Source organism: Acidithiobacillus ferriphilus, assembly GCF_018854775.1.
Classification (GTDB): domain Bacteria; phylum Pseudomonadota; class Gammaproteobacteria; order Acidithiobacillales; family Acidithiobacillaceae; genus Acidithiobacillus; species Acidithiobacillus ferriphilus.
The window spans coordinates 1-15,747 of record NZ_JAAZTY010000112.1 but is presented as its reverse complement, the minus strand read 5'-3'; the positions used below and the strand labels follow the sequence as shown (position 1 = coordinate 15,747).

Below are 15,747 nucleotides of genomic sequence, written 5' to 3'. Positions count from 1 at the left end.
GGCATCCGCCGATATGGCGGCTGATGTGGCGGTGACGCTGACTGCAGAACTGGCTAAGCTGGCCTTTGCCAGTGCGGTCCAGGGACCGCCAAATTGACCATTGGGGGCGGAATCTTTACACTCAAATCGATACATTAGATCGTCGATGACCGCGCCGACAGCACCCCCAGGGGCGATACAGTCGCCGTAGACATTGATCATATAGGAAGAATCGCCATGCGTCCCATAATGGTAGCAGGAAACTGGAAGATGAACGGCTTGAGCGCGGATGCGGTGCATCTCACCCAAGCCATCCTCCATGCCGAGATGGAACCGATGCGCCCCGAGGTGGTGATTTTCCCGCCTTTTACCCTGCTCCACGCAGTGTCTCAGGAGGCCAAAAGCAGCGCCTTGCGTTGGGGTGGGCAAAACCTCTTCTGGGAGGCCAGTGGTGCCTATACGGGAGAAATATCCGGGGCCATGCTCCGTGATATGGGGTGCCGTTACGTACTGATTGGGCACTCAGAGCGACGACAAATCTTTGCGGAAAGTGATGCGCAGGTCGCCCAGAAAGTTAAGATGGCACTACTGTCCGGCCTTACCCCGGTGGTTTGTGTGGGCGAAACTGAAGCGGAACGGGCACAAGGCGCCACGGAGGCGGTAATACATCGTCAGGTCGAAGCCATTCTGCCGCTGTTGAATCTCGAAGCGAGCCAGCCTAATATGATCATTGCTTATGAACCCATTTGGGCCATTGGCACCGGCCTGAGTGCGAGCCCCGAACAGGCACAGGCGGTGCATGCTTTCATCCGTGGGTTGGTGGCCGCCTATTCGACGCAACTTGCCAAACGTCTCTTGCTGCTTTACGGCGGGAGCGTTAAAGGTAACAATGCAGCCGCACTTTTTGACCAGGCAGATATTGACGGTGGATTGGTCGGTGGTGCTTCCTTGCAGGTGGGTGAGTTTATCCAAATTTGTCGTGCTGCCGAGTTGGCAGGACGAGGAGGCTGAGTCGATGTACATGGTGTTGCTGATATTCCAGGTTGTTATTTGTACCGTCCTGGTGGGGCTTATTCTGATTCAGAAGGGGCAGGGTGCGGATATCGGTGCGGTCTTTGGCGGCGGTGGTTCGCAGACTGTTTTCGGCGCGCGCGGTGCGGGTAATTTCCTGAGCCACACTACTGCCGTGATTGGCGCCGTGTTTTTTTTAAACAGTCTCGGATTGGCCTATCTTTCCGATCATTCCGGCAGCAATGCGCTTTCTGGTATCGCTTTGCCTAGCGCCGTGCCCATGACGACAGCAGCGCCAGTCGTTGCTGCTCCGACGCAGTCGGTAGCAACGACAGCAAGTTTGGCGGCCGCTGCGGTTTCTTCTGCTTCTGCGGGAAAACCCCTCGCCACGCCTTGACGTCGTTAGCGTGTCATGAGAGAGTTCCAAGCGTTAAGCCGAAGTGGTGAAATTGGTAGACACACCGTCTTGAGGGGGCGGCGGCGCAAGCTATACCGGTTCGAGTCCGGTCTTCGGCACCAAATTGCAGCCCGCAGGGCTGTTTTTTTGTCCCTGGATTCCACCAGAGACTGACTTTAATATAAAAAATAATTTATAGGTGGTCTTGGAGGAGATTTTCCGAGGCCAGTATTGGGGGTGGAGGGGTTGGGGATGTTGAACCACTATTTGCCAGTGCTCATATTTCTGTTGGTTGCATTGGTGGTTGGCGTAGTTCCGCTGTTGATGGGGGCCTCGCTGGGACCAAGTAAGCCGGACAGTGAAAAGCTTTCACCCTATGAATGCGGGTTCGAGGCTTTTGAGGATGCGCGCGTGAAATTTGATGTGCGCTACTATCTCGTGGCCATCCTCTTCATTCTCTTTGATTTGGAGATCGCCTTCCTCTTTCCCTGGGCGGTGGTTTTCGATCAAATCGGTATGATGGGCTTTCTCGCCATGATGATCTTCCTCGCCATCCTCGTCGTCGGCTTCATTTATGAATGGAAGAAGGGGGCGCTGGAGTGGGAATAGAAGGTATCCTCGAGAAAGGCTTCGTCACGACGAGTATTGATACCGTGGTGAATTGGAGCCGTACTGGGTCTCTCTGGCCGATGACCTTCGGTCTCGCCTGTTGCGCGGTGGAAATGATGCATGCTGGCGCCGCGCGCTACGATCTGGATCGCTTCGGTATTGTGTTTCGTCCCAGTCCGCGCCAGTCCGACGTGATGATCGTGGCGGGGACACTGGTCAACAAGATGGCGCCGGCCTTGCGTAAGGTCTATGACCAGATGCCGGAGCCCCGCTGGGTTATATCCATGGGCTCCTGTGCTAATGGTGGCGGTTATTATCACTATTCCTATAGTATTGTGCGCGGTTGTGACCGTATCGTGCCCGTGGATATCTACGTGCCAGGTTGCCCACCCACCGCTGAGGCCTTGCTCTTTGGCTTGATACAGCTTCAGAAAAAAATCCGTCGCACCAATACCATCGCTAGGTGAACCATGACTGACGCACTCGAAAATTTGCGCCGAAATCTGGGCGAGGAGTTAGGGGAAACCCTGCGTAATGCGCGTCTGGATCGCGGCGAACTGACCGTGGAGTTGTCTCGTGAAGATTTTCTGACGGCCTGTCACTGGCTTCGGGATGACGTGAATTGCGCCTTTGATCTGTTGGTGGACATTTGTGGTGTGGACTATGTCGACTACGGCGATGGACTTTGGGAGGGTCCCCGCTTTGCTGTGGTCTATCATTTGCTCTCCCTGAAACATCGCCAGCGTTTGCGAGTGCGCATTTTTGCGGATGACGATTTGCCCATTGTGCCCTCGGTGGTGGATATCTGGGCGGCGGCCAACTGGTTTGAGCGTGAGGCCTTCGACCTTTACGGAATTCTCTTTGAGGGCCATCCCGATTTGCGGCGGATCCTTACGGATTATGGCTTTGTGGGCCACCCTTTCCGTAAGGATTTTCCTTTGGTGGGTACGGTAGAAATGCGCTACGACGCGGATCAGGGGCGGGTGGTTTACGAACCGACACGGACTGAGGAGCGCGTGGTGGTGCCGCGTATCCTCCGCGAGGAAGGGGAGGGTCGCTACAATGCCCGAAATTAACAATTTCACCATGAATTTCGGGCCGCAGCATCCTTCTGCCCACGGTGTGTTGCGCTTGGTGCTGGAGCTGGATGGTGAGGTGATCGAGCGTGCCGATCCCCATATCGGCTTGTTGCATCGTGCCACTGAAAAGCTGGCGGAGAACAAGACCTATTTGCAGAGTCTGCCTTACATGGACCGTCTCGATTATGTATCCATGATGTGCAACGAGCATGCCTATTGCCTGGCGGTGGAAAAACTGCTCGGCGTCGCTGTGCCCGTCCGGGCGCAGTATATCCGTACCCTGTTTGATGAGATCACCCGGGTGCTTAATCATCTGCTCTGGCTGGGGGCTTACGCGCTGGATGTCGGGGCCATGAGTGTCTTCCTCTACTGCTTCCGCGAACGGGAAGATCTTATGGATGTCTATGAGGCGGTCTCCGGCGCGCGCATGCATGCCGCCTATTATCGCCCCGGCGGCGTCTACCGTGATTTGCCCGCACAGATGCCCCTGTATCAGCCATCGCCTTACCGAAATGCCAAGCGTTTGGAGGAACTCAATGACAACCGGCAGGGCAGCATGCTGGACTTCATTGAAGATTTCACCCGTCGTTTCCCCACCTATGTGGATGAGTATGAGACCCTGCTGACCGACAATCGTATCTGGAAGCAGCGTACCGTGGGCATCGGTGTAGTGGGTCCGGAGCGCGCGATTCAACTGGGCTTCACCGGACCCATGCTGCGCGCTTCCGGGGTGGCCTGGGATCTGCGGCGTACGCAACCTTACGCCGCTTATGCCGACCTGGACTTTGAAATTCCGGTGGGCAAAACCGGAGATTGTTATGATCGTTATCTGGTCCGGGTGGCGGAGATGCGGCAGAGTAACCAGATTATTGCCCAGTGTGTGGACTGGCTACGCAAAAACCCCGGTCCGGTGATTACCGACGATTTCAAGGTTGCCGCGCCGCCCCGCGAAGAGATGAAAACCAGCATGGAAGCGCTGATCCATCATTTCAAGCTTTTTTCTGAGGGGATGACGGTTCCTGCAGGCGAAGTCTATACCGCGGTCGAGGCCCCCAAGGGTGAGTTCGGCATCTACATGATTTCCGATGGCGCCAACAAACCCTATCGGATGAAAATCCGGGCACCCGGATTCCCGCATCTTGCCGCCATGGATGAGATGGCGCGGGGACACATGATCGCGGACGTGGTGGCTATTTTGTCTACCATGGACATTGTTTTTGGCGAGATCGACAGGTAAGCGATGTTATCGGAAAAATCTCTGGCAGCAATTGCCCATGAACGGACTAAATATCCAGCGGAGCAGGCGCGTTCGGCGCTGTTGGCGGCGCTGCGCATTGCCCAGGAGGAGCAGGGCTATCTGAGCGAAGCGTTGATGGCGTATGTCGCCGATCTGCTGGGCCTTCCGGCGATTCATGCCTATGAAGTGGCGACATTCTATACGATGTACGACCTCAGGCCCGTGGGTCGGCACAAGCTTTGCGTCTGTGGCAGCGTCTCTTGTTTCCTCAATGGTTCTGACGCGGTGATCAAACACCTGAGCGAACGTTTGGGTATAGGTCTTGGAGAAACAACAGCGGATGGCCTGTTTACTCTGCAGGAGGTGGAATGTCTGGGTGCCTGTAAGGATGCACCGATGATGCAGGTCGGTGATCACTATCACGAGAATCTGACTCCGGAAAGTCTGGATGTCTTGCTGGCAAAATTACGTGGGGGGTCTGACGATGTTCGTTAACGGCGTTACTCTGCAGAATCGTGGTGTGCCCGACTCCCACCGACTCTCCGTGTACGCCGGGACAGGCGGGTACGCTGCTCTGCGCAAAGTGCTGCTGGACCCCATAGCGCCGGATCAGATCATCAGCGAGATAAAAAAATCCGCCTTGCGCGGCCGGGGTGGCGCCGGTTTCCCCACCGGACTGAAGTGGAGTTTTATGCCCAAGGGCGTGACTGGTACCAAGTATTTGCTCTGCAATGCCGATGAGGGTGAACCAGGTACCTGCAAGGATCGGGATATCATGCGCTATGAACCCCATCGTCTGATCGAGGGCATGATTATCGGTGCCTATGCCATGGGGGCTAGCGCCGGGTATATTTTCATCCGCGGCGAATTTGTAGAACCGATCCACATTGTGGAAGCGGCGCTGGAAGAGGCTTACGCGAAGGATTATCTCGGACAGAACATTCTCGGCACCGATTTCTCCTTTGATCTGCATGTGTATCGAGGGGCGGGCGCCTACATCTGCGGTGAGGAAACGGCATTGATGGAGGCGTTAGAGGGGAAGAAGGGGCAGCCGCGCTTCAAGCCGCCTTTCCCAGCCAGTTACGGCTTATACGGACGCCCTACTACCATTAATAATGTGGAAACCTTTGCTTCAGTACCGGACATCATCAGCAAGGGTGGCGACTGGTTTCTGAACCTGGGCAAGCCCAATAACGGTGGCACCAAAATTTTCTCGGTGACAGGCCATGTGCGGAAGCCGGGTAATTATGAAGTATCCATGGGCCTGCCCTTTAAGGACTTGCTGGAGATGGCGGGCGGGCTGCGGCCGGGCCGTCAGTTGAAGGCGGTTATTCCTGGAGGAACCAGCACGGCCATGGTGGCGGGAGCCGCCATGATGGAGGTAACCATGGACTATGATTCCATCTCCAAAGCCGGTTCGGCGCTGGGCGCGGGTTCGGTGATCATCATGGATGACAGTGTTTGCATCGTAAAAACGGTGGAGCGTATTTCCCGCTTTTACATGCACGAATCGTGCGGTCAGTGTACGCCCTGCCGGGAAGGCATGGGGTGGCTGTGGCGGGTGATGCATCGCCTTGAAAATGGTCAGGGTCGCGAAGAAGACCTGCAACTGCTACTGGATGTGGGCTCGCGCATCGAGGGCCGCACCATCTGCGCCCTGGCCGATGGTGGTGTCGCTCCGGTGGTAAGTTCCATCCGCTTGTTTCGTGAAGAATATGAATATCATATTCAGCATAAGCGTTGCCTGATTAGCATGGGAGATGCCTGATGCCGCATATTGAAATCGACGGACAAGCCATTGAGGTGGTAGCGGGGACGACCGTTATGGAGGCTGCCGAGTCCTTGGGGATTTATATTCCATTTTTCTGCTATCACCCCAAATTGTCGGTCGCGGCCAATTGCCGCATGTGTCTGGTGGATGTAGAAAAAGCCCCCAAGCCCTTGCCTGCCTGTGCAACACCTGTTGCCGACGGCATGAAGGTTGCCACCGCTTCGCGCAAGGCGAAGATGGCACAGCAGGGCGTACTGGAGTTTTTGCTTATCAACCATCCCCTGGATTGCCCGATCTGTGATCAGGGCGGCGAATGCCCCTTGCAGGACATCACCATGGGTTTCGCCAATCCGCACAGCCACTACACGGAAGAGAAGCGGGTTGTGGAGGACAAGGACATCGGTCCCCTCATCGCGACGGAAATGACCCGTTGCATCCAGTGCACCCGCTGCATACGCTTCGGCCAGGAGATTGGCGGTATCATGGAACTGGGAGCAACCGGACGTGGCGAGGACATGGCTATTGGTACCTATGTCGCCAAGGCCGTGCAGTCGGAATTGTCCGGCAATATGATTGACCTTTGCCCGGTGGGGGCACTGACCAGCAAGCCTTTTCGTTACAAGGCGCGCTCCTGGGAGCTGAAGCATACGCCGGGACTCTGTCCGCATTGTTCGACGGGCTGTAACACCGACATGCAGAGTCTGGGCCGTGAGGTGCTGCGAGTGCTGCCGCGTGCCAATCAGGCGGTGAATGAAGACTGGATTTGCGACAAGGGACGTTACGCCTACACCGCTCTGCAGGCTGAAGATCGTGTGACACAGCCCCTGCTCCGTGTTGACGGCGGGTGGCGTGAGGTTTCCTGGGCGGAAGCGCTGGATGCCGCTTTGTCAGGACTGGAGCGGGTGGTTGCCCAGCATGGTGCAGAACGCCTGGCCGGATTGATATCTGCACAATCCAGCAACGAGGAGCTTTTCCTTTTTCAGGCATTGCTGCGCGGGCTGGGCAGCCCGCATGTCGACCATCGTCTGCGGCAGCAGGATTTTCGTGCGGATGCCGCGATGCCGGTCTATCCGGCTCTGAATATGGCGCTGGAAGATCTGGAGCGCGAACCTGTCGTGTTGCTTTGCCACGCCTTTCCGCGGCAACAACAACCACTCACCAACCACCGCCTGCGCAAGTCCGTATTGCAAGGGGGTACCGTCATTGCCCTGGACAGTCAGCGCCAGGATTTCAATTACCCCGTACTCCAGTTGGTGGCCGATGCCGGCGCGGATTTGGCGCTCTATGAAGCGCTTTGCAGCCAGTTGTCCGGCGCCGTGGAGAAAAGCGCCACAGCGGGCTTGGCACATGTGGCAAGCGTCTTGCTGGCGGCAGATAACCCACTGATCCTCATAGGTAGTGCTTTGCTGCATCACCCGCAGGCGGCGGCGATGATTGCACAGATTGAAAGGCTTGCCGAGTTGGCCGGTGGGCGGGTTGGCTGGCTGGCGCAAGAGGCCAATAGCGCTGGGGCCTGGCTGAGTGGCTGTGTACCTCATCGTTTGCCGGGAGGGCATACGGCGCCGGCAACGGGGCTACCCACCGATGCGCTTTGGGATGCGGGGATGCGGGGCTTCATACTTCTTGGTATAGAGCCGGGTGTGGATGCGATGCGCGGCACAGCGGCGCTGGCGGCTTTGCAAAAAGCAGAGTTTGTGCTGAGCATCGCGCAGTTCGCCGGCGAAGCACAGCAGTATGCTGACGTGATTTTGCCCATGGCGGCTTTTGCCGAGGGTTCCGGATCGTTCATTAACAATGAAGGGCGCCTGCAATCCTTCCGGGCAGCGGTAAAGACGCCGGGTGAGGCACGTCCCGCCTGGAAAATACTGCGCGTACTCGGTGACGCTCTTAAACTGCCCCGATTCCAGTTTAATGAACTGAGTGAAGTCACTGCCGCCTGGCAGCAGGAGATCGGTGAGTATGCGCTAGATGTGCCGCCTTTCCATGCCTTTCCCGCTTTGGAGCAGGACTCGGTGCCGATGTCTGGCGATGGTTTATGCCGTTTGGGAGACTGGTCCATTTATCAAGGCGATCCACTGGTACGCCGTGCCGCACCTCTCGCCCGGCCCGCCGTGGCGAAAATGCATCCAGATCAGGCCAAGGGGTTGAACCTGCGCGGGGACACGGTCGAAATCAGTAGCCATAGCGGTAAGATCTCCCTGCCTCTGGTACTGGATGCGCGGATTCCGATGGGTGCTGTCTGGGTGCCTATGGGATATGGCGAAACCGCAGTATTAGGCGCCATTTATGCGCCCTGCACGGTGACCATGGCCACACCGTCTGCCGCCACGGCTAATGCTTAGGAGACAGGGTCATGCATGATTTTCAGAATATGGCGTGGTGGGCGATTCTTTGGTCGTTGATCAAGATCGTTATCGTCGTCGTGCCGTTACTGTTGGGGGTGGCCTATCTAACCTTGGCCGAGCGTAAGGTGATCGGCTATATGCAGGTGCGTCTGGGTCCCAACCGGGTGGGTTTCAAGGGTTCGCTGCAGCCGATTGCGGATGCGATCAAACTGATGTTCAAGGAAGTGATTATTCCTACCAATGCCAATCGTTTTCTGTTTTTGGCAGCGCCGGTGCTGGCTTTTGTGCCAGCACTGCTGGTCTGGGCGGCCATTCCTTTCGGTCCAGGTGTGGCTATCTCTAATATGAATGCTGGCCTGCTTTATGTGCTGGCCATTGCTGGTCTGGGCGTGTATGGCATCATCGTCGCCGGCTGGGCATCCAATTCCAAATACGCGTTTCTGGGGGCCATGCGGGCGGCGGCCCAGTTGGTGGCTTATGAAATCGCCATGGGTTTTGCTCTGGTGGGGGTGCTGATGCTGGCCCAGACTCTGAACCTGGCCAAAATCGTTGAAGCACAGGCGGGCGGCGGTTTCTGGTCCTGGTACTGGCTGCCGTTATTCCCGTTCTTTCTGGTGTATTTTATTTCCGGCGTGGCTGAAACCAACCGCGCGCCTTTTGACGTGGCGGAAGGCGAATCAGAAATTGTGGCGGGCTTCCATGTGGAATACTCCGGGATGGCCTTCGCGCTGTTCTTTCTGGCCGAATATGCCAATATGATTTTCGTTTCCCTGCTGACGACGGTGCTCTTTCTCGGTGGTTGGTATGCGCCGATCAATACACCATTGCTCACCTGGATACCCGGAATAGTCTGGTTGTTGCTGAAAACGGCTTTTCTGCTGTATGTGTTTTTATGGATTCGCGCCACTTTTCCCCGTTATCGTTATGATCAGATCATGCGTTTGGGCTGGAAAGTATTCATCCCGGTAACCATCGCCTGGATTGTCATTATCGGCGTTGCTCTGGAAACGCCCTTGCGTGCCATTCTGCGCTGAGGAGAACACTATGCAATTTCGCCCCAAGCAATGGTTTAACACCTTCCTTCTGACCGAAATGCTGCGTGGTATGCAGCTCACCGGCCGGTATTTCTTTGCCCGGAAAATCACCGTGCAATACCCCGAAGAGCAGACACCGCAATCCCCGCGTTTCCGAGGCCTGCATGCCTTGCGCCGTTATGAAAATGGCGAGGAACGTTGTATCGCCTGCAAGCTCTGCGAGGCCGTATGTCCGGCGCTGGCTATTACCATCGAAAGCGCGGCTCGCAGCGATGGAACACGGCGAACGACCCGTTATGACATTGATCTCAGCAAGTGCATTTTTTGCGGACTTTGTGAGGAGTCCTGTCCGGTGGATTCCATTGTCGAAAGCCGGGTGCTGTCCTACCACGGCGAAATTCGCAGCGACCTGGTTTATACCAAAGACATGTTGTTGGCCAACGGTGATCGCCTGGAAGCGGAGCTGGCCGCTGACCGTGATGCTGATCGCGCTTATCGTTGACGGAGAACAGATACCATGCTGCCCGTAACCACCATTCTGTTTTATATTTTCTCCGCCATACTGCTGGGGGCCGCGACCCTTGTGGTAACGGCGCGTAATCCGGTGTACGCGACCTTGTATCTGGTGCTGGTATTTTTTAATGCAGCAGCCCTATTCATTTTGCTGGGAGCGGAATTTCTGGGGCTGATCCTGATCCTGGTCTATGTGGGTGCGGTGATGGTGCTTTTCCTTTTTGTGGTGATGATGCTGGATATCAACTTGGCGCGTCTCAAAGAAGGTTTTCTCAGCTATCTGCCATTAGGCCTGGCTATTGCTATCCTCGGTGTACTGGAACTGGCGGCTGTTTTCTGGACTTCTCCGCTAGGTCATGTTCCCGCACCCGCAGCCATACCGGCTAATGCCGATAATACGCGGGTACTGGGGGTGCTTCTTTATACCCAATACCTGTACCCATTTGAAATAGCGGCAGTTATTCTGCTGGTAGCGATTATTGCCGCCATCGCTCTGACTTTGCGGCGCCGGGCCGGCACCAAAACCCAGAATATTGGTGCACAGATGGCCGTGCGCGCCAAAGATCGAATGCATCTGGTGGATTTGCGGGAGCCAAAGTCATGAGTGCTGGACAACCGACCCTGGCAGCCTACCTCATCCTCGGAGCGATACTTTTTTCTATCGGTGTGGTCGGTATTTTCCTCAATCGCAAGAATGTCATCATTCTGCTCATGGCTATTGAATTATTGCTGCTGGCAGTGAATATCAATCTGGTCGCATTTTCCCGTTATCTCGGTAATCTCGACGGGCAGGTCTTTGTGTTTTTTATTCTCACCGTGGCGGCTGCCGAAGCGGCTATTGGTCTGGCGATACTGGTGGTTTATTTCCGTAATCGCCATAGCATCAACGTGGATGACATCGACGAGTTGAGGGGTTGATATGTGGGTTTTTGACTGGTTAAACACCTTTCCCCCTCTCGCCCTGTATCTGGTTATTCCATTGGCACCCCTGGCGGGTGCCCTGGTGGCTGGGTTTCTGGGCTGGAAGCTCCGGGAGCAGGCACATTGGGCGCCCATCATCGGCGTCGCCATCGCTTTTTATCTGTCGCTGGCGGTGCTTTGGCAGACCAGCCAGAACATGACCTTTTACGGTGATGTCTATACTTGGGCCGTACTGGGTCACCTGCCAGTAGCCGTTGGATTTGATATTGACAGTCTGACAGCCTTGATGCTGGTCATTGTGACTTTTGTGTCCTTGTGTGTGCATCTCTATACGATTGGCTATATGCACGATGATCCGGGCTATGCGCGTTTTTTCAGTTATATTGCCCTCTTCACTTTCAGCATGATCATGCTGGTGATGAGTAATAATTTTCTCCAGCTTTTTTTTGGTTGGGAAGCGGTAGGCTTGGTTTCCTATCTGCTCATTGGTTTCTGGTTTCAGCGGGAAAGCGCCAATGTTGCAGCACTCAAGGCTTTTATCGTCAATCGGGTCGGCGATTTTGGGTTTTTAATCGGGATTGCGGCTATATACCACTATTGCGGCAGTCTGGATTACCGCACGGTATTCGCGGCTATACCCCATCTGGTGGGGCAGACGTTAGAGATCATTCCCGGTCATCCCTGGAACGTGTTGACTTGGATTGCTTTGCTCCTGTTTGTCGGCGCCATGGGTAAATCAGCGCAGGTGCCTTTGCATGTCTGGCTGCCGGAATCCATGGAGGGTCCGACCCCTATTTCCGCCCTGATCCATGCGGCGACCATGGTTACTGCGGGTATTTTCATGGTCGCGCGGATGTCGCCGATTTATGAACGGTCAGCGACGGCCCTTAGCGTGGTGCTGCTCGTCGGCGCGGTGACCGCGCTTTTTATGGGACTCATCGGTTTGGTGCAGAACGACATCAAGCGCATCATTGCTTACTCGACCCTTTCCCAGTTGGGTTATATGACCGCTGCGCTGGGCGCCTCCGCTTTTTCTGCGGCAATTTTCCACCTGATGACTCACGCCTTCTTTAAGGCCTTGTTATTTCTGGCAGCGGGCTCGGTGATTCATGCAATGGCTAACGAGCAGGATATCCGTAAAATGGGTGGACTGCGCAAGGCCATGCCCATCACCTATATCACCTTCCTGATCGGTAGCCTGGCGTTATCGGGCATTCCGCCCTTCGCCGGCTTTTTCAGTAAGGATCTCATCATCGAGGCGGTAGGGCTCTCCACATTGCCGGGGGCCGGATGGGCGGAGTTCATGCTGGTGGCGGGAGCCCTGGTCACGGCCTTGTATACGTTCCGCATGTTTTTTTTGGTCTTCCATGGCGCGCCGCGCATGGATGAACACACCCGTGCGCATTTGCATGAGTCACCCTGGGTCATTACCGTGCCTTTGATCGCCTTGGCTATTCCATCTGTTTATTCAGGCTGGACCTATATCGGCCCGCTTGCATTGGGACACTTCCTCGACTCTTCCCTGGTGATCGCGCCACAGCTCAATACCCTCGGCGAGATCAGTGCCCACTGGCAGGGTGCGGGAGAGTTTCTGCTGCAAGGACTCCTGGCCTGGCCTTTCTGGCTGGCGCTGCTGGGCATCGCCATGGCAGCCTATTTCTACTGGCTGCGTTCGGGGCTTCCGCTAGTGCTAAGCCGAATACTCAGCCCCTTTATCTGGGTGCTGGAAAGCAAATATGGTTTTGATGGCTTTAACCAGACGGTTCTGGTGCGTGGCGTCCTACAGTTTGGCCGTCTGTTCTGGCATGTGGGTGATGAGCGCCTCATCGACGGTATTATGGTCAATGGTACCGCCCGCGAAGTGGGTAAAGCCGCCCTGTCCTGGCGGCGTGTGCAAACGGGATATATTTACCATTATGCTTTCGCAATGATTATCGGGTTGATTTTGCTCATGACTTATTTTGTGGTCTGGAGGGGATAGGATATGGCACATTCACCCCTCCTCAGTTATGCCATCTGGGTGCCGATTGTCGGCGGCCTGTTGGTCCTCGCGGTGGGCGACCGCCGCGCTGCGGCGGCGCGCTGGCTGGCGTTGTTGGTATCCCTCGTCACCTTCGCTGTGACCATCCTGCTTTTGACCGGGTTTGATACCCATACGGCAGCGATGCAGTTCAGTGAGAGGATCGCCTGGATCCCCACCCTGGATATTTTTTACCACCTGGGTATTGACGGTATTTCCCTATGGTTTGTCCTGCTCACCGGCCTTTTGACCGTCCTCGTGGTTATCAGTTCCTGGCGCAATGTGACGGAGCGGGTAGCGCAATTCATGGCGGCCTTCCTGATCATGGAAGGGACGATGATCGGTGTCTTCTGCGCGCTGGATGCCATCCTTTTCTATGTATTCTGGGAAGCGATGCTCATTCCCATGTTCCTGATTATCGGGGTCTGGGGTGGACCACGGCGGGTATACGCCACCATCAAGTTCTTTCTGTATACCTTTCTGGGATCGGTGTTGATGCTGGTGGCGCTGCTCTATCTGTACTTCCACAGCGGTGACAGCTTCGGTTTGTTGGTGTTTCAGAAAACCCCTTTGGGGATGGGTGCACAAGTTCTCATCTTTCTGGCCTTTTTCTTCGCCTTTGCGGTGAAAATCCCCATGTGGCCAGTGCATACCTGGTTGCCGGATGCGCACGTTGAGGCGCCGACAGGGGGCTCAGTCATCCTCGCCGCAGTCATGCTTAAAATGGGTGCTTATGGTTTCCTACGCTTGAGCCTGCCTATTGTGCCCGATGCCAGTCATAAGCTGGCTTGGCTGATGATAGCCCTGTCCCTGACTGCCATTATTTATGTGGCGCTGGTGGCCATCGTTCAGGAAGATATGAAGAAGCTGATTGCCTATTCTTCCATCGCCCACATGGGCATCGTGACACTGGGCTTTTTTGTATTTGATGGTGTAGCCGTTGAGGGTGGTATTATTCAGATGCTGTCGCACGGCTTTGTCAGTGCGGCCATGTTCCTCTGCGTTGGCGTGCTGTATGACCGAATGCACACCCGCGATATCAAGGCCTACGGTGGTGTAGCCAATGTCATGCCGATTTTCGCCGCGTTGATGATGCTTTTTGCCATGGCTAACGTCGGCCTGCCGGGTACTTCCGGATTTGTCGGCGAATTCATGGTGGTGCTTGGCACGTATCAGGTGAATCCCTGGGCGGCAATTCTGGCGGCCACCGGCCTGATTACTGGCGCCAGTTATACTCTGTGGCTCTTTAAGCGGGTAATTTTCGGCGCTATTACGCATACGGAAGTGGCCGGGTTGAAGGACCTGGACGGGCGGGAAATATTCGTGCTCGCCACCTTGGCAGCCTTCACCCTGCTACTGGGTCTCTGGCCGGCGCCTTTCCTCGATATTGTGCACAATTCGGTACAGCATCTGGTCACTCAGGTGTCTCTTTCCAAGATTCCGGCGTAAAGGACTTTGCCTATGAATTCATTCCTTATGCACTGGACTTTCGCCATACCGGAAATCTGGGTATTGACCATGGCCTGCATTGTGTTGCTGGCGGACTTGTTCTGGGGCGACCGTCTGCGTGATCTGGCGGCAGTGCTGACGGTGCTGACCCTGATCGGTGCCGCGGTGCTGACCATTTTTGAAATGGGGCAAAGCGGTATGGCCTTTGCCGGTCTCTTTGTTCTCGATCCATTCACCAATGTCGCCGAGTTGTTCAGTTATCTTGCCGTGCTGATGGTGGTGCTTTACTCCAAGCGCTACCTCGTGGATCGTGGTATTTACCGTGGCGAAGTGTTCGTGCTGCTGCTTTTTGCGCTACTGGGCATTATGGTAATGGCCTCCGGTGGTAGTCTGCTGAGCATTTACCTCGGACTGGAGCTGTTGGCCCTCAGTCAGTATGCCTTGGTCGCCTTTTATCGTGATAGTGTGGTAGCGACGGAAGCTGGCCTGAAGTACTTCGTACTGGGCGCTCTGGCCTCCGGATTGCTGCTCTACGGTATGTCCCTCCTCTACGGGCTGACCGGGACCCTGGATGTGCGGGATATTGCCGACGCGTTGGTGAATGTGACCGCAAGTAACCTGGTACTGGTCTTCGCTATCGTATTTATTGTCGCTGGTATTGCCTTCAAACTGGGTGCGGCGCCCTTTCATATGTGGTTGCCTGACGTCTATCAGGGGGCGCCCACGGTGATAACCACCTTCCTCGCCTCGGCACCAAAAATTGGTGCTTTTGCCTTGATCATTCGTCTGCTGGTAGATGGTGGCTACGGAATGCTGGGATCCTGGCAGCAGATTTTTGTCGCGCTGACCCTGGTATCCCTGGTGGTCGGTAATGTGATCGCTATTGCCCAGCAGAATATTAAGCGGATGCTGGCGTATTCCACCGTCGCTCATGTCGGATTCCTGTCCCTGGGCATTGTCGCAGGTACCGAGACCGGGCTGGCCAGTGCGTTCTTCTATACGGTCGTCTATGTGCTGATGTCCTTGGCGGGCTTTGGCATGATCTTGTTACTCAGCCGGGTAGGCTTTGAGGCGGAACGCATTGATGATTTCAAAGGTCTCGCCCAGCGCAAACCCTGGTATGCCTTCATGATGCTGATCATCATGTTTTCCATGGCGGGGGTGCCACCAACGGTGGGTTTTTATGCCAAGCTGGCGGTGTTTCAGGCCGTCATTACCGCCGGATATGTCTGGCTCGCGGTGATCGGCGTACTGCTGGCGGTGATCGGAGCATTTTATTATCTGCGCGTGGTCAAAGTGATGTACTTTGACCACGCCGATGCCGAGGCAGGGGTTATCGTGCGTGATGATCTGGCGAGTACCGCATTAAGCATCAACAGTCT

The 15,747-nt window shown here is 55.6% G+C and carries 16 protein-coding genes and 1 tRNA gene; all 17 read left to right on the top strand.

Annotation, left to right across the window (positions count from 1 at the left end; all coding sequences use genetic code 11):
- Window positions 1-216 precede the first annotated feature (216 nt).
- A complete protein-coding gene (gene tpiA / locus HF921_RS08390; protein WP_215893656.1) occupies window positions 217-990 on the top strand; it encodes a triose-phosphate isomerase in 774 nt (257 codons plus the stop codon).
- A 4-nt stretch (window positions 991-994) separates the two neighbouring features.
- Window positions 995-1,387 carry a preprotein translocase subunit SecG gene (gene secG, locus HF921_RS08385; protein ID WP_064219249.1) on the top strand — a complete coding sequence of 131 codons (393 nt, stop codon included), beginning with the start codon at window positions 995-997 and terminating at the stop codon, window positions 1,385-1,387.
- 37 nt (window positions 1,388-1,424) lie between these two features.
- Window positions 1,425-1,509: transfer RNA gene (locus tag HF921_RS08380), tRNA-Leu, on the top strand.
- Window positions 1,510-1,639: 130 nt separating this feature from the next.
- A complete protein-coding gene (locus HF921_RS08375; protein ID WP_014029891.1) occupies window positions 1,640-1,996 on the top strand; it encodes an NADH-quinone oxidoreductase subunit A in 357 nt (118 codons plus the stop codon).
- Window positions 1,987-2,463: a NuoB/complex I 20 kDa subunit family protein gene (locus HF921_RS08370; protein WP_014029890.1), complete on the top strand. Its 477-nt coding sequence runs from the start codon at window positions 1,987-1,989 to the stop codon at window positions 2,461-2,463. Before HF921_RS08375 ends, HF921_RS08370 begins: the two co-directional genes overlap by 10 nt.
- A 3-nt stretch (window positions 2,464-2,466) precedes the next feature.
- Window positions 2,467-3,072, top strand: a complete 606-nt coding sequence (locus HF921_RS08365) for an NADH-quinone oxidoreductase subunit C (RefSeq protein ID WP_215893655.1) — start codon at window positions 2,467-2,469, stop codon at window positions 3,070-3,072.
- Window positions 3,059-4,312, top strand: coding sequence for an NADH-quinone oxidoreductase subunit D (locus tag HF921_RS08360; protein WP_215849859.1), 1,254 nt, complete (start codon window positions 3,059-3,061; stop codon window positions 4,310-4,312). Before HF921_RS08365 ends, HF921_RS08360 begins: the two co-directional genes overlap by 14 nt.
- 3 nt (window positions 4,313-4,315) lie before the next feature.
- Complete coding sequence (gene nuoE / locus HF921_RS08355) at window positions 4,316-4,807, top strand: NADH-quinone oxidoreductase subunit NuoE (RefSeq protein WP_064219252.1); 492 nt, start codon at window positions 4,316-4,318, stop codon at window positions 4,805-4,807.
- Window positions 4,761-6,080 (top strand): NADH-quinone oxidoreductase subunit NuoF, encoded by a 1,320-nt coding sequence (nuoF, locus tag HF921_RS08350; protein ID WP_226817595.1) that lies wholly within the window; start codon window positions 4,761-4,763, stop codon window positions 6,078-6,080. The genes nuoE and nuoF overlap by 47 nt, the downstream gene beginning before the upstream one ends.
- On the top strand, window positions 6,080-8,425 hold the full coding sequence (gene nuoG, locus HF921_RS08345; protein WP_215893654.1) for an NADH-quinone oxidoreductase subunit NuoG: 2,346 nt from the start codon (window positions 6,080-6,082) through the stop codon (window positions 8,423-8,425). Before nuoF ends, nuoG begins: the two co-directional genes overlap by 1 nt.
- 11 nt (window positions 8,426-8,436) lie before the next feature.
- Window positions 8,437-9,462, top strand: coding sequence for an NADH-quinone oxidoreductase subunit NuoH (gene nuoH / locus HF921_RS08340; protein ID WP_064219255.1), 1,026 nt, complete (start codon window positions 8,437-8,439; stop codon window positions 9,460-9,462).
- Window positions 9,463-9,472: 10 nt separating this feature from the next.
- Window positions 9,473-9,964: an NADH-quinone oxidoreductase subunit NuoI gene (gene nuoI, locus HF921_RS08335; protein WP_064219256.1), complete on the top strand. Its 492-nt coding sequence runs from the start codon at window positions 9,473-9,475 to the stop codon at window positions 9,962-9,964.
- Window positions 9,965-9,979: 15 nt separating this feature from the next.
- Window positions 9,980-10,579 carry an NADH-quinone oxidoreductase subunit J gene (locus HF921_RS08330; RefSeq protein WP_064219257.1) on the top strand — a complete coding sequence of 200 codons (600 nt, stop codon included), beginning with the start codon at window positions 9,980-9,982 and terminating at the stop codon, window positions 10,577-10,579.
- Window positions 10,576-10,893 (top strand): NADH-quinone oxidoreductase subunit NuoK, encoded by a 318-nt coding sequence (nuoK, locus tag HF921_RS08325; protein WP_064219258.1) that lies wholly within the window; start codon window positions 10,576-10,578, stop codon window positions 10,891-10,893. Before HF921_RS08330 ends, nuoK begins: the two co-directional genes overlap by 4 nt.
- Before the next feature lies 1 nt (window position 10,894).
- Window positions 10,895-12,877 (top strand): NADH-quinone oxidoreductase subunit L, encoded by a 1,983-nt coding sequence (gene nuoL, locus HF921_RS08320; RefSeq protein WP_064219259.1) that lies wholly within the window; start codon window positions 10,895-10,897, stop codon window positions 12,875-12,877.
- 3 nt (window positions 12,878-12,880) lie between these two features.
- Window positions 12,881-14,365, top strand: a complete 1,485-nt coding sequence (locus tag HF921_RS08315; protein ID WP_215893653.1) for an NADH-quinone oxidoreductase subunit M — start codon at window positions 12,881-12,883, stop codon at window positions 14,363-14,365.
- Between the two features lie 12 nt (window positions 14,366-14,377).
- Window positions 14,378-15,747, top strand: a 1,370-nt coding sequence (nuoN, locus tag HF921_RS08310) for an NADH-quinone oxidoreductase subunit NuoN (RefSeq protein ID WP_215893652.1), incomplete at its 3' end; no start/stop codon positions are given.